General features: G+C 44.6%; 27 protein-coding genes. 11 read left to right on the top strand and 16 right to left on the bottom strand.

All coding sequences use genetic code 11. The annotated features are described in order from the left end of the window. Positions 1 to 33: 33 nt before the first annotated feature. From BMZ72_RS26020 to BMZ72_RS26030, 3 genes are read left to right on the top strand one after another with little or no spacing between them, the layout of a single operon-like run. Positions 34 to 1,641: an alpha-amylase family glycosyl hydrolase gene (locus BMZ72_RS26020; protein ID WP_089812622.1), complete on the top strand. Its 1,608-nt coding sequence runs from the start codon at positions 34 to 36 to the stop codon at positions 1,639 to 1,641. A gap of 37 nt (positions 1,642 to 1,678) precedes the next feature. Beyond that, complete coding sequence (locus BMZ72_RS26025; RefSeq protein ID WP_089812623.1) at positions 1,679 to 2,158, top strand: hypothetical protein; 480 nt, start codon at positions 1,679 to 1,681, stop codon at positions 2,156 to 2,158. A 56-nt stretch (positions 2,159 to 2,214) separates the two neighbouring features. Continuing rightward, on the top strand, positions 2,215 to 2,685 hold the full coding sequence (locus BMZ72_RS26030) for a hypothetical protein (protein WP_143087790.1): 471 nt from the start codon (positions 2,215 to 2,217) through the stop codon (positions 2,683 to 2,685). 32 nt (positions 2,686 to 2,717) lie between these two features. Here the strand turns inward: BMZ72_RS26030 and BMZ72_RS26035 are convergent, their stop codons facing one another. The 4 genes from BMZ72_RS26035 to BMZ72_RS26050 all read right to left on the bottom strand — a co-directional run bounded on the left by BMZ72_RS26035 (position 2,718) and on the right by BMZ72_RS26050 (position 4,704). Next, entirely contained in the window at positions 2,718 to 3,116 is a 399-nt protein-coding gene (locus BMZ72_RS26035; protein ID WP_089812625.1) for a GNAT family N-acetyltransferase, read from the bottom strand. A gap of 49 nt (positions 3,117 to 3,165) precedes the next feature. Next, positions 3,166 to 3,399 (bottom strand): hypothetical protein, encoded by a 234-nt coding sequence (locus BMZ72_RS26040; RefSeq protein WP_089812626.1) that lies wholly within the window; start codon positions 3,397 to 3,399, stop codon positions 3,166 to 3,168. Positions 3,400 to 3,538: 139 nt separating this feature from the next. Continuing rightward, positions 3,539 to 3,754, bottom strand: coding sequence for a hypothetical protein (locus tag BMZ72_RS26045; protein WP_089812627.1), 216 nt, complete (start codon positions 3,752 to 3,754; stop codon positions 3,539 to 3,541). 11 nt (positions 3,755 to 3,765) lie between these two features. After that, positions 3,766 to 4,704: a zeta toxin family protein gene (locus BMZ72_RS26050; protein WP_177222937.1), complete on the bottom strand. Its 939-nt coding sequence runs from the start codon at positions 4,702 to 4,704 to the stop codon at positions 3,766 to 3,768. A 248-nt stretch (positions 4,705 to 4,952) separates the two neighbouring features. Here BMZ72_RS26050 and BMZ72_RS26055 point away from each other — a divergent pair, with 248 nt between their 5' ends. Next, positions 4,953 to 5,795, top strand: a complete 843-nt coding sequence (locus BMZ72_RS26055; protein WP_089812629.1) for a universal stress protein — start codon at positions 4,953 to 4,955, stop codon at positions 5,793 to 5,795. A gap of 107 nt (positions 5,796 to 5,902) precedes the next feature. Here the strand turns inward: BMZ72_RS26055 and BMZ72_RS26060 are convergent, their stop codons facing one another. The 4 genes from BMZ72_RS26060 to BMZ72_RS26075 form a co-directional block, all read right to left on the bottom strand. Beyond that, on the bottom strand, positions 5,903 to 6,304 hold the full coding sequence (locus tag BMZ72_RS26060) for a DoxX family protein (RefSeq protein ID WP_089812630.1): 402 nt from the start codon (positions 6,302 to 6,304) through the stop codon (positions 5,903 to 5,905). A 101-nt stretch (positions 6,305 to 6,405) separates the two neighbouring features. Then, positions 6,406 to 7,317, bottom strand: coding sequence for a class I SAM-dependent methyltransferase (locus tag BMZ72_RS26065; RefSeq protein ID WP_089812631.1), 912 nt, complete (start codon positions 7,315 to 7,317; stop codon positions 6,406 to 6,408). 106 nt (positions 7,318 to 7,423) lie between these two features. Further along, a complete protein-coding gene (locus tag BMZ72_RS26070; RefSeq protein WP_089812632.1) occupies positions 7,424 to 7,966 on the bottom strand; it encodes a DUF4199 domain-containing protein in 543 nt (180 codons plus the stop codon). Positions 7,967 to 8,077: 111 nt separating this feature from the next. Next, entirely contained in the window at positions 8,078 to 8,551 is a 474-nt protein-coding gene (locus BMZ72_RS26075; RefSeq protein WP_089812633.1) for a helix-turn-helix transcriptional regulator, read from the bottom strand. Positions 8,552 to 8,683: 132 nt separating this feature from the next. On the opposite strand from BMZ72_RS26075, the gene BMZ72_RS26080 reads away from it, so the two are divergent. Both BMZ72_RS26080 and BMZ72_RS26085 read left to right on the top strand, forming a co-directional pair. Further along, positions 8,684 to 9,268 carry a phosphatase PAP2 family protein gene (locus BMZ72_RS26080; RefSeq protein WP_089812634.1) on the top strand — a complete coding sequence of 195 codons (585 nt, stop codon included), beginning with the start codon at positions 8,684 to 8,686 and terminating at the stop codon, positions 9,266 to 9,268. Between the two features lie 315 nt (positions 9,269 to 9,583). Then, positions 9,584 to 9,811, top strand: coding sequence for a hypothetical protein (locus BMZ72_RS26085; RefSeq protein ID WP_089812635.1), 228 nt, complete (start codon positions 9,584 to 9,586; stop codon positions 9,809 to 9,811). Between the two features lie 318 nt (positions 9,812 to 10,129). Here the strand turns inward: BMZ72_RS26085 and BMZ72_RS26090 are convergent, their stop codons facing one another. From BMZ72_RS26090 to BMZ72_RS26115, 6 genes are all read right to left on the bottom strand, one after another. Further along, positions 10,130 to 10,558, bottom strand: a complete 429-nt coding sequence (locus BMZ72_RS26090) for a hypothetical protein (protein WP_089812636.1) — start codon at positions 10,556 to 10,558, stop codon at positions 10,130 to 10,132. Between the two features lie 10 nt (positions 10,559 to 10,568). Continuing rightward, entirely contained in the window at positions 10,569 to 10,967 is a 399-nt protein-coding gene (locus BMZ72_RS26095) for a group III truncated hemoglobin (RefSeq protein WP_089812637.1), read from the bottom strand. 8 nt (positions 10,968 to 10,975) lie between these two features. Continuing rightward, entirely contained in the window at positions 10,976 to 11,389 is a 414-nt protein-coding gene (locus tag BMZ72_RS26100) for a cytochrome C (RefSeq protein WP_089812638.1), read from the bottom strand. An 8-nt stretch (positions 11,390 to 11,397) separates the two neighbouring features. Continuing rightward, positions 11,398 to 11,658 (bottom strand): hypothetical protein, encoded by a 261-nt coding sequence (locus BMZ72_RS26105; RefSeq protein ID WP_089812639.1) that lies wholly within the window; start codon positions 11,656 to 11,658, stop codon positions 11,398 to 11,400. Between the two features lie 110 nt (positions 11,659 to 11,768). Beyond that, positions 11,769 to 12,782, bottom strand: coding sequence for a cbb3-type cytochrome c oxidase subunit II (locus tag BMZ72_RS26110; RefSeq protein WP_089812640.1), 1,014 nt, complete (start codon positions 12,780 to 12,782; stop codon positions 11,769 to 11,771). A gap of 2 nt (positions 12,783 to 12,784) precedes the next feature. Further along, entirely contained in the window at positions 12,785 to 14,935 is a 2,151-nt protein-coding gene (locus tag BMZ72_RS26115; protein WP_255373294.1) for a cbb3-type cytochrome c oxidase subunit I, read from the bottom strand. A gap of 300 nt (positions 14,936 to 15,235) precedes the next feature. Between BMZ72_RS26115 and BMZ72_RS26120 the strand changes: the two genes are divergently transcribed. The 3 genes from BMZ72_RS26120 to BMZ72_RS26130 all read left to right on the top strand — a co-directional run bounded on the left by BMZ72_RS26120 (position 15,236) and on the right by BMZ72_RS26130 (position 19,070). Continuing rightward, the gene (locus tag BMZ72_RS26120; RefSeq protein ID WP_089812642.1) at positions 15,236 to 15,670 is read left to right on the top strand and encodes an RrF2 family transcriptional regulator; all 435 of its coding nucleotides are present in this window, start codon (positions 15,236 to 15,238) and stop codon (positions 15,668 to 15,670) included. A gap of 166 nt (positions 15,671 to 15,836) precedes the next feature. Then, positions 15,837 to 16,778 (top strand): iron-sulfur cluster repair di-iron protein, encoded by a 942-nt coding sequence (gene ric, locus BMZ72_RS26125; protein ID WP_089812643.1) that lies wholly within the window; start codon positions 15,837 to 15,839, stop codon positions 16,776 to 16,778. A gap of 45 nt (positions 16,779 to 16,823) precedes the next feature. Beyond that, positions 16,824 to 19,070 (top strand): nitric-oxide reductase large subunit, encoded by a 2,247-nt coding sequence (locus tag BMZ72_RS26130; RefSeq protein WP_089812644.1) that lies wholly within the window; start codon positions 16,824 to 16,826, stop codon positions 19,068 to 19,070. A gap of 91 nt (positions 19,071 to 19,161) precedes the next feature. Here the strand turns inward: BMZ72_RS26130 and BMZ72_RS26135 are convergent, their stop codons facing one another. After that, on the bottom strand, positions 19,162 to 19,662 hold the full coding sequence (locus tag BMZ72_RS26135; protein ID WP_089812645.1) for a GNAT family N-acetyltransferase: 501 nt from the start codon (positions 19,660 to 19,662) through the stop codon (positions 19,162 to 19,164). A gap of 114 nt (positions 19,663 to 19,776) precedes the next feature. Between BMZ72_RS26135 and BMZ72_RS26140 the strand changes: the two genes are divergently transcribed. Further along, entirely contained in the window at positions 19,777 to 20,088 is a 312-nt protein-coding gene (locus BMZ72_RS26140) for a hypothetical protein (RefSeq protein ID WP_089812646.1), read from the top strand. 52 nt (positions 20,089 to 20,140) lie between these two features. After that, positions 20,141 to 20,590, top strand: a complete 450-nt coding sequence (locus tag BMZ72_RS26145; protein WP_089813808.1) for a DinB family protein — start codon at positions 20,141 to 20,143, stop codon at positions 20,588 to 20,590. A 2-nt stretch (positions 20,591 to 20,592) separates the two neighbouring features. Here BMZ72_RS26145 and BMZ72_RS26150 read toward each other — a convergent pair whose 3' ends face one another. Then, positions 20,593 to 20,955, bottom strand: a complete 363-nt coding sequence (locus BMZ72_RS26150) for a glyoxalase superfamily protein (protein ID WP_089812647.1) — start codon at positions 20,953 to 20,955, stop codon at positions 20,593 to 20,595. Positions 20,956 to 21,148: the final 193 nt, after the last annotated feature.

The raw sequence follows: 21,148 nt of genomic DNA on the forward strand, positions 1-21,148 counted from the left end.
AACAGATAGCGTATCATCAAAACCTCATCAGTAATGGCAACGATTTACGACAAATGGTGGCAGACAGGCGTCATCTATCAGGTATATCCCCGTTCTTTCCAGGATAGCAACGGTGATGGCGTAGGCGATCTGAATGGTATTATCAACAGACTGGATTATCTGCAATGGCTGGGGATTGACGCTGTATGGCTCTCCCCGATCTATCCTTCGCCTATGGCTGATTTCGGTTATGATATTGCTGATTATACAGGCATACATCCTTTGTTTGGTAACACCGAAGATTTCGACAAACTACTAAAAGAAGTACATCACAGAGGCATGAAACTGCTACTGGACCTGGTGCCCAATCATACCTCGAACCAGCATCCCTGGTTCCTCGAGTCCCGCTCCTCGCTGGACAATCCCAAAAGAGACTGGTATATCTGGCACGATCCCCTGCCTGACGGCGGCGCACCCAATAACTGGCTGAGCGTATTTGGCGGAGAAGCCTGGGAATGGGATCCTACCACCCAGCAATACTACTACCATGCGTTCCTAAAGGAACAGCCGGACCTGAACTGGCGTAATCCTGACGTACAGACTGCCATGTTTGACGTTATGCGTTACTGGTTGCAGAAAGGCGTAGATGGTTTCCGTGTAGATGTGATGTGGCATATGATCAAGGATAAACAACTCCGTAATAATCCGACTAATCCGGACTATGAGCCGCATATGGGGACTTATTCCCAGCAATTACCTGTTTATTCCACGGATCAGCCGGAAGTCCATGAGGTGGTACGTAAAATGCGGGCGGTTATGGAAGAGTTTGACGGTGACCGTGTGATGATCGGAGAAATATACCTGCCGCTGCAACAGCTGATGGCCTATTACGGCACTGAAAATAAAGGTGCACATCTGCCCTTCAATTTCCAGCTACTTTCCCTCCCCTGGCAGTCGGCATCCCTTGCAGTCGCTATCGACCAGTATGAAGGGGCGCTCCCTAACCAGGGATGGCCCAACTGGGTACTGAGTAATCACGATCAGCATCGTATTGCCAGTCGCGTCGGACAATTACAGGCCCGTGTAGCCGCCATGCTGTTACTAACCCTGCGTGGCACGCCTACCATCTATTACGGTGACGAAATAGCCATGCGTAATGTGGCCATTCCCTTTGAAGAAGTACAGGACCCTCAGGGACTCAATATGCCTGATAAAAACCTGAGCAGAGACCCTTCCCGTACACCGATGCAATGGGATGATAGTCCGAATGCCGGTTTCACCAGTGGCAAACCCTGGTTAAGGCTTTCTAAAACCTGGCAACGGGTAAACGTCAGCGCACAGGAACATGATCCTTATTCTATGTTAACACTATACCGCCAACTGATCGATCTGCGGAGAAAAGAACCCTCCCTCAATACTGGTGATTACAAACCGGTATATGCCGATAATCAGTTGCTCGCCTTCCTGAGACAGGAAGCAGGACACCCTGGTTTTCTAATTGTGCTGAACCTCTCTCACCTGCCCTGTTATTTCAGACCGGCTCATTTCTCTTTTTCCGGTAAAGTAGAGATAGCTACCTTCCCCGAGATCACTGGTACTGAAGTGAAAGATACCATCAGCCTGGACGGAGATGAAGGATTGGTAATAAGACTGGCGGAATAAGAAGATTAGATTATATTGGGCGGCAATTCCTACTACCATGAAAAGAACGGACTGGATCCGCCGCCCATATCATCTTTTGTTACTGACAGCCATAGTGTTGTGCCTTATATCATTGTTTTACAGAGATGGTATGATTGATATCCATCTGCATGACACCTACTATGTCATTGCCATTTGGATAATTCTACAGCAAGCCGCTGTGTTTCTGTCACTGCTTTGGTTAATATATCTGATAACTTTCAGGTGGTTCAATCGCTATCTGACAAGGATGCACCTGATCACCACTTTTCTGTGCATTGGCTTTGCTGTCACCTACAAATACTGGCTTCCTTCACTTGTAATAAATGATTACATACCTGAGGCAGGCAACGCCAGACCACTGCTTGAAGTATTTGATGAACAGATGATGAGACTACAGGCATTTGCCTTATTCGCCATCGCCGGACAATTATTCTTTGTAGCCAATATATGTTATGCCATCGCGAAATTTGCCTCACGACCCAACCAACCCAGGTAAAATGAGTACTTCCTATACAGTGGAATTATGCTATATTTAGTACAATTCCCTTTACCATGAAAAGACTACATTTAGCGCGTAACCCACACTATTTTCTATTACCCGCAGCTGCCCTGATGCTCTTATTTGCAGTTGTGTTACTCTTATCAGATAACGACAGCCCTGTAGGTATTCCTGTTCCTTATACAAAAGCAGAAATAGACTGGGACCTTTCTTCTATCTTCTTTGTAATGGCGCCTTTACAGGCATTGATCTGGACCATGTATACATTCATTCCAAAATTTGCACCTAACAGGTACCTGCTATGGATATATGTTGTGCCGGTGTTAGTTATGCTGCTGGTACTCCTGTGTCCACTGGATCTTACCACATTGCCGATCCGCTTCTTTGAAGCTTTGAAATGGGCGATGATCCTCAGCCTTTATCCGCTGATGGTGATTATATATGGACAGATTTTTCTGCTGGGTGTTTTGCTTGTTGATTCAGGCAGGTATGTGGCGAATGTGTATCGTGGCCGTGGAAAATAAGGCGTTCATCTGCGATAACAATTCAATCAATGCTACTTCGTACGATGCATGATAAAACCCCTGTCTTCTTTTGAAAATCCCACCTTGGGATAATACTCCATTGCACCTGGTACCGACAATAACAGGATCATAGACTCCTCTCCTACCAGCTGTTTAGTCATCGCCAATAGCTGTCTGCCGATACCGAATTGCTGGTACTCCGGACTAACTGCCAGATCCGCCAGATAACTGCTCCATGCCCAATCTGTAATCGTACGCGCTACGCCTACAAGTTTATCACCATCCCATGCAGAAACGATCAGATTGGAGTGATCAAACATCTTTTGTATTCTTTCAGGATCATTCGTTGGCCGTGGCAAACCGGCACTATCGTAAAGTTCAATAACCTGAGATGCTGTTGGTGTAATGTCCGATTTGTATGTAATCTGCATAACTACTAAGATTTTATAGCTAATTGTTGCAATCTTTATGTGTAACCGTTCAAACGCTCTGAGACAATTCAGAATCCGCTTTTGCCTGATCTCTAAGCCTTTTTAATGTATTAATAATAATCTGGTTGACTCTATCTTCATTATCTATATAAGCGATATATCTGTCAAATCGCTCATTGTCTCTTTCCCTCTGACTTTTCTTTTTCATTCTGAATGCAGGCTTAGACTTAGGTTTAGATGTAGTGACCTGACGGCCTATTCTCCTGACATTTCTTCTGCTCATTTTGATGTAATTTTTAATTAAATATTTTTCATTTCCCCAGGAATTATTAGTGTACCTTGATAAATCAGTACTAACGTAGAATTCAATAACCTGGGATGTTGTGGTGTGATGTCAAATGCTTTATTAATCGGTATAATGATTAAGATAGTGAAGATGACTGTTTCAATTTTTCCATATATCTTTTCAGACTCTCCACAAGAAGTTTTGAAGTAAAACTATCTTCATCGGCGATATAAGCGATATGCCTGTCATAACGATCCTTTTCCTTGTCAGCACGGCTTTTCTTTTTCATTCTGAACCTTGATACTGCAACAGCTGTCTGGCGACCTTGCTTTTTAACATTTCTTCTACTCATACTGGTGTTATTTATATAAAACGTTCTTCATTCTTTTCATACCATCCTGCCGGGTTATTCCCTGACAGATCTATACATTGAGGTTGCTCTCCAACACCTATATCTGTAGTGATTGCGCCGAAGCTATCAAATAATGCCGCCCTTTTTTCCTTTAACAAATAATAGGTCAATATCGGATCATTACCTACCTGATCAAATACGTATCCCAAAGGCACATATCTCTTCGTATGGTTAAACCTGTTCAATGCCCTGATGGTAGCCTCACGTCTTTTCAATGAAATCAATGTCAGATGCACCTTATACCCTGCTCCTTTAAAAAATGCTGCAATGTTGATTAAGTCCTCAGGAGTTCTACCTACTTTCGGAACGACAATATTATATTCGTTTTCCAAAGCCAGATCCGCTACCCCAGATAGATGAAGTGGATTATTTTTTCCAAAACCAAACATAATCCTATCCGACTCATCTCGTACCAGCGACGCACCACATTCATACTCAAATTCCGGCAATTTTCTTTTTGCGTAATCTGTATCCAGTATAATTGCCCCCTCCCGCTCTGCTATCACATTTGCTACAGTTGACTTACCAGAAGCAGGTGGTCCAATGAGAATAAAAGCAGTACGTTCTTTCTTGACCTCCACTGAGGGCAGCGTTCCGCCAGCCCCAAGGATTACCTCTTCCTCATTAGCAGGTCTTTTTAAAGTAAATAATTCATTAATTATCTGCTTTCTAAGTTTCCATCTTTTAAGATCATCTACGTAATCCCTATCGCGATGCTTAGTGCTGACCATCGTATTTTCTTCCTCCTTAAAATCCTTTAGCATCTTTTCACTGGTAACAATTTTTCGGATAATTCTTGGATTTTCGCGGTAGTCAAAGTGAAGAACCTTCACAAAAAAGTCCTCAACAAGATCATCATCCCGAAGAGGTCGGGCATAATTTGCATTCATAAATATGTTGGTGTATGGATTTACAAAACTGACATTTGGGTCAACGTGACACATTGAAATTACAGACAAAAATCAAAACAAAAAAATTTTATACGCCTACCTGTCGCGCATTCTGACGCTTCAGACTGCTGAAATCTCAGCCTGATTTTATTAGTTTTCTTTCTGTATCAGATAACTCAAAAAACATATCACCCATCTCATACTGGCCTGATTTTTATACCTCTTATACCATAACAAACCCTCTTCTCATGCAAACCATCCTCGTCCTCACCGACTTCTCCCCTGTAGCACTACAGGCCGCCCATTACGCCATTCACCTGGCCGGCCGCCTCAACAGCAAACGTATCCTCCTGCTCAACGCATATCAGAGCCTGGAACCGGTGGCGAACGTACCTATCACACCGGAACTACCCATTATACAGGCCAATCCGGATGAATTGTTAAAAGAAAGCATGTCGCAGCTGAACATATTAAGCAAACGACTGGAAGCAGACGCCGGCGATATCACTATCGATACTTTGTCTGAAGATGATATACTGGAAGAAGCAGTGAAGAAAGTGGTCGCACAGGAAGAGGTGAGTCTCGTTGTAGCAGGTATTTCTGATAAATCGAATCTTGAGAAATTCCTGGTCGGTAGTCACAGTATCCGCATTATGGAAAACTGCGCCTATCCCCTGGTCATTGTACCGGAAGATGCTAAACTGGTAGCCCCGCAGCGGGTGATGCTGGCTGTGGATTTCGAAATACTCAGGAAAGGAAAAGCATTACCCGGAATGGTAACATTACTCAACAGTCTGCAGGCAGAAGAACTGTTTGTTGCAAACGTTGCAGGAGATGAAGAATTATCTGCGGAGACAAAAGAAGATATCTCACATCTTCATCAGTTACTGGACAAGTATCAACCATCCTTTCATTACATAGAGAACAGTAATATAACAGAAGGCATTAATAAATTCGCGGCTGACAATAACATTGCGCTGATCATCGTAATACACGAAAAGAAAGGATTGCTGGCTACACTGTTCAGTAAAAGTGTTTCAAAGCAACTGGCCTGGAACAGTGATGTGCCGTTGCTGATATTACCTGCATAGTGCAATCATTGTGAGAAAAGTTTCCGGGATATACATTTTTCCTGCTGTCATGCGGGAATGTTATCAACGTATATCCCGGTCAGGATATATATGATCGATGATCTTTATCAGATGGCGGCCAGACGGTGAGAAGTCTCCTTTGCAGCTTCAAAACGTTTCCAGGCATAATAGGGTACAAACATGATCAGCAGGGCCACTACAGGTGGGATCAGTTCTCCTATCGGATCGCCTACCGCTGCTCTTGAGCAGAATGCACCGATAAAATTGATCGCAAAACCGGCATAAGCCCATTCTTTGATCGTCTGAAACTTCGGTTGAAGGATCGCGATCGCACCCAATAATTTAGCAACGCCAAAAATGGTCAGCACATATTCCGGATAACCAAGATGTTTTATAACAGCCACACCGGTTGCCTCGTGTGTGATACCACCTATCGCATCCATCAGCATCATTAATGCAAAAATGCCTGTTGCGACCCAATAGAAGATCCTGATTTTGTTCGTTTTCATAATAGTAAGTTTTATGATGCAAACATATCAGCATTTTCCGAAGGATGTCATGTGTGAATCCGACAGCTTCAGGGTGTGTTCAGGACATTCGGCTGTTTTCTTTAGTTTTTGTTAAATACCGCCACGATGTTAAAGCCGTCAATCCATGGAGAAAACAGCTTAACAAACATTTTACCGATTGATGTGGGAATGATTGAGATGAGTCCACCCAGGAAAGATTTCTTTTCTTTATGGTAGTTACGTTGCGCCAGGTACCAGCTTCTGGCAAAAGATTTATTGTTGCTTAATGGTTCAACGATAATATCCAGAGGCGTTACATCATAGAACTTCTGTAACTCGGTAAAGGCCCTTTTATTCCATAACCCTGCATGATGTGGCGGCAGGTTCAGCGTATGCCATTTATCCTGTTTGAAGAGATAAGGATTATTATTAGGTACCCCAATGATTAGTTTTCCCCCTCTCTTCAGCGCTTTCAGACTGGCATCCAGGAAGCTCTTCACATTGTAGATATGTTCCAGTACCTGGAAACAGCAAACCACGTCATATTCTCCTTCATGTGCAGCTGCATGATCTTCGATCATCTCATTATACATCCGCAGTCCCTTCTTCTGTCCCTTTGCAATGGCAGCTACATTCAATTCCAGACCGATCGCATCTATATCTGACTTTTTAAGCTGCTCCAGGAAAAAGCCATCGCCGGATCCGATTTCCAGTACTTTCTGACCAGGTTTGATCAGACTGGTTGCGTAGGCATGTTCCCAGCGGGTAGTAGAATAATACCCCACATCGTCCTTATTCAGGTCAGCGTAGAACTGACCATCTCCCAGGATGCCCTCCGGATAATAAAACCGGTATCCGGTGTCACGACACTCATACAATTCTACAGCAGGTACTCCTTTGAAGAAACGACGTGTATCCACCTTTAGCTCATCTTCGTAGATCTTAATTATTGATGCTGTCGGAAACGTAGTGATCAACTCAAGGCGATTACTACCTGTAACAGGACTTTTCATGTAAAAAATAGTTTTACTACATAGAATTTCGACCAATCTAATGAAAACATTTAATTTTATCAACCTAAGCAGGTTCTCGCCTCCTCCTGTTACAAGAAATACGCCATTAATTGCTGAGCACTCCTGATAATTTACCTGAACGCCGTCTGAGTATCAATGCACTGATCAGTGCCACGACTGTACCCAAAGGCAACACTTCCATATAAGTAGCCGCAATCACGCCTAACGGTGTTTTGTACATGGTGTACACAAATTCCATGTCCTTTGCCTTGCTGGCAAGCTGTGCCTCGGTAGCCCCGTTTGCCTTCGCCTGTGTCATGACGTGATTAGCGTATTTATCCACAAAATCAGGAATGAAAAAATAATATTCGACCAGCCATACCAGGGTATAACAGGTAGACGCGACAAGGGCAATAAAGAACCCTACTTTAAATGCCTTCCCAAAAGTGATAACACCCTGGTTATATCTGTTCCTGTAATTCCTGACCCCGATAAAGATAAAGGAGAAAGCAACCAGCATCCCGGTATATCCTAATACCTCGTTCCCCTTAAAGTTGGGATTGTAATAACAGGCCAGTGAAGAAGCAACCATCATCGCGGTAACGATCAGCCCTGCGATGATCCCAAAAGTCAATACATTCTTTTTCATACATACAGTTTAGGTGATGGGAACAAATATGCCGGATCCCTTCCGGTTCCGATTCATACTTTAGGGTGATTCTGTTATAAAACGGATTTTTCACCCGAAAGGTTGATAGCCTTAAGGAATGATATTCAAACGCTTGGCTTTTTCGATCGCCTGCGTCCGTCTTTCGACGTCCATTTTGGAGAATAGCCGCAGGGAATGCGTCTTAATAGTATTGAGAGAGAGAAAAAGACGGTCGGCTATCTCCTGATTGCTCAATCCTTCGGCCATCAGTTGCAATACTTCCAGTTCCCTTTTGCTAAGTTGCAGGTTTTCCAGCGCCTGCTCGTTGAGGGTAAAAACAGGGGCTCTTTCAATGATCACTTCCTTTTCAACAATGACGGTTTCTACTTTCGGACGGGCTAACTTCAGGGCCAGCCAGATCCCCAGTCCGGTAAACAGAAGGGCTATCACACCAATATAGATCTCCAGCGCATGATCCACAATGACAAAGCGGAACTCCAGCCATTTCAGCAAAAACAGCAATACTGCCAGCGAAATGCCATACAGGATGTTCTCTTTGTTTCTTATGATAAATTGCAGGATCATCAATGCGGGTAAAAGTTTTAGTGTATACAAATTTAACCAAATTCCGGCGGTCCACTATGCGTATTTACCCGCATTTATTTAGTAAATTCATTTCTCAACAGAAAGAAAAACAGGCATTTACAAAGACAGGATATGAAACAATTATACGCAACGGTATTACTGCTGATAACAACTTTTTCCCCCGTTATCAGCCAGTCAAGGCTACAGACTTTCGATGATCACACACTGGAATACCTGGCTGCCAGGAGAACACCCGGACAAACAAAAACCTGGCTGCTCATCTCCAACACCAATGACTATGTGAATGTGGCTATACCCGCCGGTCTGCTGGTAGCGGGTATTATTGATCACAATCCCGATATGCGGCAAAATGCCCTTTACGTCGCCAGCAGCACCGCCACCACCTTTCTGCTGAACACCCTTATCAAGAAGCTGGTCAAACGCCCCCGTCCCTTTATTTCCAATACACACCTGACGGCCGTCTATCAGCCAACATCTACTTCCTTCCCTTCCGGACATACTTCTTCTGCTTTCAGTTCGGCAACCGCCCTCGCCAGGGCCTACCCGAAATGGTATGTTATCGCGCCTGCTTTCCTCTGGTCCAGCGCTGTAGGATATTCCAGGATGTACCTGGGCGTGCATTATCCAAGCGATGTAACCGCAGGCGCCATGCTGGGAGTAGGAACCGCCTTTGGATTGGGATTCATCAGACCATAGATTCATTTAAGAATCAGCGCATTACAAAGTGTAACGCAGCGGAGATACTTAGTTAATGGGGAGTTCTTCGATTAATCCCCTCATTATACCGTTATTAAGGCCATATCTGTCCGTTCGGGAACGGACAGATATGGCCTTAATAACGGTATAATGCCGGCCTAATGGAAAGAAATGTCCCGTTTCCCCCCCTTTAATGTCGCATTCACGACCTATGCAACCATAAGGTTTCACATACTTTTGCTATTATGAAGCATCCTCCAGGGAGTCATTGCCCCCGGCAGTGCCTGCATAACCTACAACCTGAAATTTGTGTATATGGTAGAAGTATTTAAAACCACCGTTAACAGCCGGACAAACGCCCTCCTGCTCCTGGAACAGATACACGACACGTATAGTAGTTACAGAGCCAACTTCGATCTGGAAGACTGTGACCGGATATTACGCGTGGAATGCATTTCCGGAAAAGTAGATGAGTTGTGGCTGATCCGCCTCTTACAAAAAGCAGGCTTTGATGCAGCAGTGCTGGAAGATGAGATCTGTTAAAAAACGCCATTTCTGATACCTGATCATTCATCATTCCCCTTCCGCCTCATGCAATACCGGAGCAAAAGGAATCTCCTGATTATAAAAGAGACCGCCATTGCTCCGGTTGCTTATTGTTCTTAATCCTGCTCATCCAAATTACCATAACGTGAAAATCAGTCTGTATTAAACATACAGACACGCTTATGTTGTACGCGGCTCACAACATCCTGCCGGTTGAACTATTTACCTTTAGTCCTTTCCCTAACCGGGAAATCAGCTTAGACATACCACTGGCCCCTGCTAACAGTCCACCACATCACCTGAACTATATTCATTTCATCTGACGAAGCCGGATAACTGTGCAAAAGCTGTTACCAGCAGCAACGTACATTTAATCACCTCTCCACCGATATAGTACACGTGATTCAGATCACGGGGCGGCGTCTTCCCCTGATTGACCATCGTCACACGTGCATCCAGTAAAGGCAGCAGCCAGCTTGTCTGCAATAACAATACGATTCCCACAGGCAGCATCGTCCACAGATAAGAGATATCTTTTGCAACGATAAAGAACAGCAACAGCCAGCCCACAAATGCGGCACATTCTACTCTGTTCAGCATGCGGAATACCAGTCTGCCTATACCTGATCCCAATGCCGGTGTGATACCAGGCGCTCTGAATTTCAACGGCGCCTCTATAAAACTGATACTAATGACCATCCCACACCATAACAGTGGTAATGACAAAAAAAGAAGCTTTAACATGTCTCCATCCTTATTTATTATTCAAAGGGAAGCCCAGCATCGACTGCATGATCCTGGCGATATTATTGGCCCTTGCCCTTGCATTGTCAGCCACTTCACCCTGAAAGAGCACATCCAGCGTACCGGTGAAAAGCGTTAGCCACTGACTGAAATGCTGCGGATCGATCGGCAGGGACATATGTTTACTCATCGGATCACCCCGATACTTGCCGGAATACAATAACATCGTGCTCCAGAAATTGCACATGATCTGTAGATGCGGCTCCCAGTCACCGCCGATCGCTTTTTCAAATACCGGTCCCAGTAAAGCATCTGCCCTTACCTTATCATAAAAGGTATACACCAGCTGTCTTACATCTTCTTCTGTCTGAATATCCGCTAACTGCGGCCCCTTCTCAACATCTGCCATAATATATCTTACTTGTTTAATAGTTCCAGTGGCGAGGTCACGCAATAATAAATTGCCCAGCCTACAAAAGCGATCAGCAGCACAAATACCCAGAAAGGAATACTCTGCGGCGTCTCACTACCGATGATCAGGAAATTGCGCTGATCTCCTTTTCCATATGCATTGATCATAACCGGCACAATCCCATCCACAACCGCATTTTCGGAAATCCCTTCAATAGAGATCGCCGGTCCGTTCCGTACTTCAAAAGGTACGAGCCGGATGCCTTCTTTTCCCGAGGGATCACGGCTGACGATCTTCAGGGTATGCTGACCATCCACCAGCCGGGTCGTATCCAGTTCAAAGTTAACCGGAGATTCCAGGATGGCAATAGGTTTTACCTCCTCATCTATAAATATGTATATCGTACTCTTGTCTTTCATAGTAACAGTTATTCAAGGATAAATTGTTTGATATGGTCCGCTGACTTTTCACCGGGACGGATCAACCATTTCACGGAATAAAACAAGGTGACCAGTACAATCACAACCATCACAACTACAATCAGATAATCCCAGTTGCTATCCGGCGTTTTCCCATGGGTCAATCCACCAAGTACCACCGCCTGCTTCTTCTTACAGGCATCACAGGCCATTACTAGTTGCTGGCAGCATAAGAGCAGCAAAGCTGAAAAGAGCATTTTCCCTAACATAATATCTTTGTTTAATTACGAATTAGGAATTACGAATTGGGAATTGGTGCCTGTTGATTAAAATGTATAACACTTAAGTAATACTCCAACTTAATTCGTAATCGTAATTTTTATTTTGTTCCTTTTGCTTTTATTTCCTCCAGGTATTTACGCACCTGCTCTACCGTCACCTTAGGTGCATTATTCCCCCAACTGGTACGCTCGTGGTTCATGATCGCGGTGACGTCTTCTGCTGACAGATTCGCATTCGCACCTACTGCCGGCATTACACCATATCCTTCACTCACACGACCATCGTAACCATTCATGATGATGTTGACGTATTGTAATGGCTCGGGATCCAGTACGATCTTGCTGTCTTTCAGTGACGGGAAGGCGCCTTTCAGACCTTCTCCGTTCTGCTGATGACAACTCTGACAGTTATTGGCATATAAAGTTGTGCCCTCAGGTGCACCTGCTGCCGCCCCGGTAGTAGCATCCGCTGCAGAAGGTTTCTTTGCATACAGAAAAGCAGGCGTCTCTGTGCCATCCGGCAGCTTCACCTGTTTCAGCTCCTTTAAATAAGCCACCAGTTGTAAAGCCTGCAGCGTTGCCACGATAACCGTCCCATCCTCCTTGTATTCATCCGGTATCTTTACCACCACATCATTCTTAGCCGCTTCTTTCTTCTCTGTAAATAACCAGGAATATGCGGGCATCACAGATGCAGGCGCCACAATACGTGGATTGAACAGGTGTGTCAGATGCCAGTCCTCACTCGGCTGACGGGTGCCAATATCCGTAAGATCAGGTCCTGTACGTTCTGTCCCCATCAACGTGGCCGTATTCCGCCAGAAATCAGTACGGTGATTATCGGCATAATCTGCCGCAATACTGGGCCTTGATCCCCACTTTTTATCCATGTCAACATTACGGACCTGTTGCGTGTGACAAGCCACACAACCATTACTCACAAACAGGGCCTTTCCTTTCACCGCCGCCGGACTCAATACCGGTGCATCCGGTAAAGGCGCATTATTACGCTGGTTGTTCATAGCAGGAATAATAGCGACAAATAAAGTGAGTATAACGAATAACAGGAAAGCGGTCCTGTAAAGACTTTTATGATTATCAAATAACTCCATGACTACAGCGTTGATTCTATTTCAGAATAAGATTGATTCAGCCGCGCAATAGCAGCTCCTTTTACATCGGTCGTATCATCCCCAAGGATCATCCTGTAAAGATTATAAGCGAAGAAAAGATGCGACAACCACATCAGACTCCCCCCTATCGCCCGCCATAACCAGTAAGGCGCCATCATGATGACACTTTCAATAAAAGGCTTCTCCTGGATCCACATGATCCCCTTCAGCGTACTGCCATACATCAATGGGATCGTATAAAACAACAGCCCTATCAATGCCAGCCAGAAGTGCGCGCCAACTGTGATCTGGGGTGCTTCCTTACCTGATAAACGGGGTACTAATGCATAGATCCCCGCCCACAGAAAGAAGCTGATAATCCCATACATGGTCAGATGCGAATGCGCTACCGTAAAGTCAGTAAAATGCCATATCAGATTAGTGGAACGGAATGCCTCCGCGGTGCCCTGCAGAGAACCGGTAAAATAGAAGATGATCCCTACCAGGAAGAATGGCAGCGTATAGCTGGACGCAATCTTATACCAGCCATTCCGGAAGGTCATGATAAAGTTGGTCGTACCGGCAGCTACAGGAATGATCATCCCTACAGAGCCCACAATGGCGACTGTCTGCAACCACCAGGGAATAGCGCTGAATACAAAATGATGCGTCCCGATCAGTGTATAGAACAGGATCTGTGCCCAGAAAGCAAGTATACCCAGGCTGTAAGAATAGATCGGTTTATTCAACTGCTGTGGCAGGAAGTAATACACAATACCCAGTGTAAATAACATAAACCACATACCGACACCCTGGTGCATATAATACCCCTGTACGATCGTCTCTCCCAGCCCATCCTGCCACCAGGGTACATAAGCGACCACAGAGATCACCAGGGCAAACATCACGGCAGCGACTATGTACCAGTTGGAGATATAAATTTCCTTCGTAGTCCTTACCGCGATAGTATTGATAAAATTATATAAAGTGATGACCAGCCCTATACCAAACAGTAATTGGATCGGCCAGATATATTCACGGTATTCTCCCCCACCGTTATTAATGCCCGCCATCAGACTGACAGACCCTAATAATACGGCTGCATTGATCAGGATCAGTGACCAGCGGCCCTGTTTCAGACTGGCCAGTGGTACATTACTCACACGCGGTACGACATAGTGACCAAGGCCCAGCATACCGAGTGAAGCCCATCCCCAGAATACCGCATTCGTATGCACCGGACGAAGACGTCCAAAACTCAGCCAGCTGAGATGATCTACATCCGGACTCACAAACTTGATCCCAACATATTCCCCTACTGTAGTACCAAACAACAACCAGAATGCAGCACAACCCAGGTACCACATCACGAGTTTGGAAAGTGCAGGATCAACAGCAGGACGTGGTTTTGCACGCTGCTTCTGCGCCACTACAGAAAGCCCTGTGTGTATATTAATATTACTCACTAAGCCCCTGCTATCTTCTGCATCCGCATTACCCGCCAGTTCACTATTGTGTAAATGATAAGCCAGGGCTTTCTTCCTTTGTTCCAGCGCCTGCTCAATAACAGGATCATGTGGATCTGTCAGATAGTCGGCGAAAGCAGTCGCCTCTTCCAGATTCGTTTCACGCGTACGACGACGTATCAGTGCTGATACTTTCACCGCCATCAGTATGACACCTGCAACAATAGGGATCAGTAATAAAATAAGGGTAATGATGATGCCTGTTTCCTGTAACAGGGAGGATGGTTTAGCATCGATCTGTTGTGCACTGACCGGCATACTATACGCACCACCAGTCAGCAATACCAGCAATAACGCCTTCAAAACATTACTTTCTTTTTGTTGTTTCTTTTTCTTCAATGTAAGATAAGCATCGATACTTTTACTACTAAGAGCGCTGATGTATTCATTAAATCGTGTGGTGTCAAATACAGGCGGCTTTGCAGTGTTTTTAGTACGCATCATACTTGTGCGTACCTTCAGGGAGATCGCCACAATAAGTAATATTATCACCAGCGACAGCAGAATAAATAACAGTCCGTCGACCGAGTCCGTGGAGAAAAAAGCGCGGCCCCTGGGAGTAGCGAATAGAGGTAGCGGTACCGCCGTCAGTAAGACAGGCAATACCCGCATGAGTTGATTAACCATGATAAAGCAGAATAAAAGTTGTGTCCTCTAATGTATCCGTCCCGTTTGCATAACAGGCGCGTATCAGAATAGTATCCTATGTAGATCGTTCCGGAAGTATCTGCAGGAAAATATACCTTTCCGCAGGTCAAAGGTAACCATTGTCATCAAATAAAAGATGTTTTTGTCTTTTATTTTTCATGGATTCTAATGTACATTTCACGCTACTCATTATGAATGAGTAGAATAGCGTTTTCTATAAAAGATATTTTTGTCTTTTATTTCTAAATCCACTTATCTTTGCTGCATTAAATTGAAAAGATGTTTTCAAAAACATGTGAATATGCCATCCGTGCCATGATATTTATTGCACAGAAATCGAAAGATGGAAGTAAGATCGGTATCAGGGAAATTGCAAAGGGGATCGATTCTCCGGAGTACTTTATTGCTAAGATCTTACAGGAACTTGGCAGAAAGGGAGTGGTACAATCCATGAAAGGACCAACAGGTGGTTTCTACCTGGATAACAGCGCCCGCAAAACATCACTGGCCACTATCGTAAAAGCAGTAGATGGCGACAATATCTTCTCCGGATGCGGCCTCGGATTAAAACAATGTTCCGACAAACATCCCTGCCCGCTTCATCATGAGTTCACCAAAATCAGAAAGGATATCACCAATATGCTCAACAAAACAAAAGTAGGTGATCTCCAGGAAGAACTCGACCAGAAACTCACCTTCCTCCGCAGAGACTAATTTTTTCTGACAAAAACTCGTTGCTGCTAAAAGGCTGGAATAATAAAAGACAAAAAGGTATTTTACTGTATAAAAATAAAGGACAAAAAGGTATTAATATCAGATAGCCGAAAGACCGGCACAAAGACAATACCGGCGATTCATTTAACAACTAAAAGAACATGCGATGAACACAATAACAACACTGGAAGCACTAGCCATATCTCCTGCCATCCGCCACCAGACGCTTATTCAGACGTTTGAGGCATTACTACCCGGAGAGAGCTTTATCATACACAACGATCATGATCCGCGGCCGCTCTATTATGAGCTGCTCAGCAAAAAAGGAAATATACTCACGTTTGAATATCTGCAGAACGGACCGGATCTATGGCGGGTACTGGTTAAAAAAAGAATACAGTCGCCCGACCAGATCACAGTAGCCGATATTGCTGCGGCTGACTACCGCAAAGCGGAAGTATTTGGTAAATATGGTATTGACTTTTGCTGTGGTGGTAATATTACATTAAAAGAAGCCGCTGCGCAGGTCAATATTACCGAAGAAACACTCATCACAGCACTGGAAGCTGTCACGCAAAATACGCGCTTCCAGCCGGCAAAGAACTTCATCGACCAGACTGTCGATAAACTGATCGATTATATCGTCAGTACACATCACCGTTATGTAAAAGAAAATATTCCCGTTATCGAACAACTGGTCACAAAAGTCGCAAAGGTACATGGCGATGAACAGCCCGGATTACAGGAACTCGAAGCCGGCACACTCGCTTTTCTGAAAGACCTGCAGCTACATCTTCATAAAGAAGAACACATCCTTTTCCCCGCTATTTTACAACTTGAAAAGGATCCGCATGATACTTCCAGAAGAGGCCTGGTACTAAGCGCCGTAAAAGTGATGCGCGCAGAACATGAATCATCCGGAGAAGAACTGCACGCTTTCCGTCTGCTGACAAACAACTATACACTGCCTGAAAGCGCCTGTAACACCTATGCTTTCCTCTTTGACAAAATGAAGGAATTCGAAGCCGACCTGCTGATTCATATCCACCTCGAGAACAACATACTCTTTCCTAAAGCTGTACAACTGGAACAGCAGCTATCACAATAAATCGCTTCCACTACAGCCCATACATCTATTTACAAACCAACATTTATGACAACGAAAAAACTATGGCTTACGCTGGCCCTGGTAATGGTCAGCTCATTCGCTGTACTCATCTTCTTTGGAAATGATATATACAGAAAAGCACCTCCTATTCCGGATAAAGTAGTCAGTGAAACAGGTGAAGTGTTATTCAGCGGACAGGATATTAAAGACGGACAGAACGTGTGGCAATCCATCGGCGGACAAACAGTCGGCAGCATATGGGGACATGGCGCCTACATTGCACCTGACTGGACAGCCGATTATCTCCACCGGGAGTCACTGGCCATGCTGGAGGTACTGACCATAAAAGATGGAAAGATCTTTAGTACGCTGCCAGCGGAAGAACAACTCGTGTATAAAGAACGCATGAAACTGGAACTGCGGAAAAACACCTTTGATCCGGCACAAAACACGATCACCTATTCTGATAGCAGAGCGAAAGTATCCAGACAACTAGCTGCTTATTATACAAAACTGTTCATGAATGATCCAACATTCAGCGTGCTCCGCAAACAATACGCAATACCGGAAGGCACCATTAAAGATCCTGAGCGCATGCGCCTGATGGCTGCATTCTTTGCCTGGAGCACCTGGGTTTGTATCAGTGAACGTCCCGACGGTACGCATGTTACCTACACCAATAACTGGCCCAATGATGAAACAGTTGGTAACACGCCTTCCGCTTCCCTTCATTTGTGGTCCGGCTTCAGCGTATTACTGCTCCTGGGTTGTATCGCATTACTCGTCCTCTATCATGTGCGCAATCACGATGGCGAACATATCGATCTTCCGAAACAGGATCCCCTTCGCGATATGAAGCCTACTCCTTCCATGAAGGCAACCTTAAAATATATCTGGGTAGTCAGCATCCTGATACTCGTGCAGATGCTGGCAGGTATTATCACCGCACACTATGGTGTGGAAGGACAGGGTTTTTATGGCATACCGCTGGATAAATTCCTCCCACAATCTATCTCCCGCAGCTGGCACGTACAATTAGCCATCTTCTGGATCGCAACCTCCTGGCTGGCTACCGGTCTGTATATGGGACCTGCCATCTCCGGCCACGAACCCCGTTACCAGAAACTGGGCGTAAATATCCTCTTCATTGCGCTGATCATTGTAGTAGGTGGTTCACTAACCGGACAATGGCTGGGTGTTATGCAGAAGCTGGGTTTGGTGGATAACTTCCTCTGGGGACACCAGGGTTATGAATACATCGAACTGGGAAGAATATGGCAGATCTTGCTACTGGTAGGACTGATCCTCTGGTTAGTGCTGATGATGCGCGCTTTACTGCCTGCATTAAGAAAAAAAGACGAAAGCCGCCACCTGCTCACTCTGTTCGTTATCGCTTCCATTGCTATTGCTGTTTTCTATGCAGCAGGATTGATGTATGGCCGTCAGACGCACCTGGCTATTGCTGAATACTGGCGCTGGTGGGTAGTACACCTGTGGGTAGAAGGCTTCTTTGAAGTATTCGCCACCGTAGTGTCTGCATTCCTTTTCTGTCGCTTAGGATTACTACGAATGCAGTCAGCCACCATCGGCGTACTGTTCTCTACCATTATCTTCCTGGCGGGCGGTATATTAGGCACATTCCATCACATTTACTTCAGTGCGACACCTGTTGCTGTATTAGCGCTGGGCGCCACATTTAGTGCACTGGAAATAGTACCGCTGGTATTGATCGGCTACGAAGCATATCACAATTACACCCTCAGTAAATCCACGCCATGGATAAAGGCGTACAAATGGCCTATCTACTGCTTCATAGCGATCTGTTTCTGGAACTTTCTTGGTGCAGGTATCTTCGGATTTGCTATCAATCCGCCAATTGCCCTTTATTATATCCAGGGATTGAATACAACCGCCGTTCACGGACACACTGCCTTATTCGGCGTATACGGCATACTGGGTATTGGTCTGATGTTGTTTGTATTAAGAGGACTATATCCTGATCACCACTGGAATGATAAACTGATCGGTACGGCTTTCTGGTTAACAAATATCGGGCTGCTTGTCATGGTCAGCATCAGTATGCTACCTATAGGCATCATGCAGGGCATTGCCTCTATTCAACATGGGTACTGGTATGCAAGGTCAGCCGAGTTTATGCAGACAGACACGATGCAAACCTTACGCTGGTTCCGTGTACCAGGAGATATTATGCTGGCGATGGGTGAAACTTTGCTGGTGATATTTATTATAGGATTGAAGACCGGATGGTCAAGAAAAGGAACGAGAAATTAAGTCATACCAAAAGTGCCGCCTGCAAACCGGGTTTGCAGGCGGCACTTCAATGTCTTCCTAAATCTTAATCCTTAATTATTCGCTCTTACTCCTACTCGTTTTTCTCTTCCACAACCTTTACTCCTTCTGCTGCCTTTTCATTAAATACCTCTGCTCCTATCGTATACTCAAACACCTTCTGTTGTTTGTATTCGACGAAGCCGGTCTTAACGTAAAATGCATGTGACCCTTCTCTGATCACATTACTGCGCACACGCAGCTTTTCAATGTTTCTTTCAGCAGACCATTTTTTGGCCTTCTCAACCAGCAATCTGCCAATACCTTTTCCAAGAGTATTACGGGATACTACCAGTCCGCCGATTTCGCAGAACGGACCTGATTCGAGACGAATGGTATAGCATACATGGATCCATCCTAAAACGGTCTCTCCACTAACTGCGACATAGGCCACATCACAGATACTTTTGTCAATAGCCTGGATGTAAGTAATAGTGTCTTTCACTGTCGAGGGGTAACCTAATTCTGCTGATAAAGCTGCAACCTGCGCTGCGTCCTTTACAGACACATGCCGGACATAAATCGCACCGTTCATTTACTGCTTATTTACCTTAAATAAAATTTCAATATAATTGAATGGAATAAAAGTAATCATTTTCATGCTTGGCATGGCATATTTATTGGAGATAATTATATCAAAAATAGTGCTATGGAAACGACACATGAGATTAAAATTATTTCTGTTGATTACAATTCACCCGAAATGCCAGACGCAGTAAAAAAATATAAACCCGTCATGTTACAGGATGGAAACGAGTACTGCTGCTTCATTGGCGAAAGACCCGAATATGGAATCTATGGATGTGGCGAAACGCCCGAGCTGGCCATTATGCACTGGAATCAGAAATACCTCCAGAAAACCGTTGAAGGCGCATTGTTCTCTACTAAAAAACCTATACTGGAACAAGTAGATAATACCGAGATCGTGAAAGCCTATCGCTACCGCAGCGTGTCCAATTAATGCAACATCCCGTAGAAAAAGAAGTATCTTGCATAAAGGTATTATCTTATATATGACTACAATAACAACACTAAGGCAGTTATTCAACCGGGATCTTAACAAGCTCAGGACAGAAATTTCCGCTTATCAGCATGAGCCTGCTCTATGGACAATTGATGCCAACATTGCAAACTCCGCAGGAAATCTTTGCTTACATCTGATAGGAAATATCAATACATTCATCGGACTCCATTTAGGACAGTCGGGTTATGTGCGCGACAGGGATGCAGAATTCTCCCTGAAGAATGTTCCGCGCGCTGAATTGTTGCAAAAGATAGAAAACACTATTGCTATCGTGGACAAAACATTGTCTGCATTGCCACCAGCAAGACTGGAGCAGGAATATCCTATTGAGGTATTTGAAGCAAAGCAAACCACCGGCTTTATGTTGATCCATCTGGCCACCCATTTAACGTATCACCTGGGCCAGATCAACTATCACAGAAGATTACTGGACCGGTAACATTATTTCTTTCCTGCGAATATGATCTTATTATAAAAAGGATCGTTCACTGTCACTAATAAAATGGAAGGATCATAGAATGCTTCTTCCAGTCCGGGACGGTTATATTTATATTGCTTATCGATCAGTAACTGATGATAAGCACGCAGGTCTGCAAATTCATCCACATATACGGAGGCACCCGGACTGGCATCGCCATGATGTTCGGAGAGATGCAATATGATATCTCTCATGGAAAGCTGCAGGTAAAAAGGTGTGTCTGCAGGCCTATGCTCCCAGTCCACCTGGAAGCCCAACCAGTCAACATAGAACTCCATGGCTTTGGCGTAATCGAAAGCGCGGAGAACAGGTTTAACAATTGACATACTTATATGATGTTAGAATTGATAATTAAGAGAGATACGCGCTGTCAGTTACTTTTAATTAGCCACTTCTCCGGCTTGTCCCCTATGTTATATTAGAAACGCAGCACACAGATGCAACATTTTAATACAGTAAGCGCGAATATAACAACAACTGCTGCTTCAGTAATCAGTAACTGCAAACACAACGACTGCT

It is taken from the genome of Chitinophaga sp. YR627 (assembly GCF_900114995.1).
In the GTDB taxonomy this organism is placed as follows: Bacteria; Bacteroidota; Bacteroidia; order Chitinophagales; family Chitinophagaceae; genus Chitinophaga.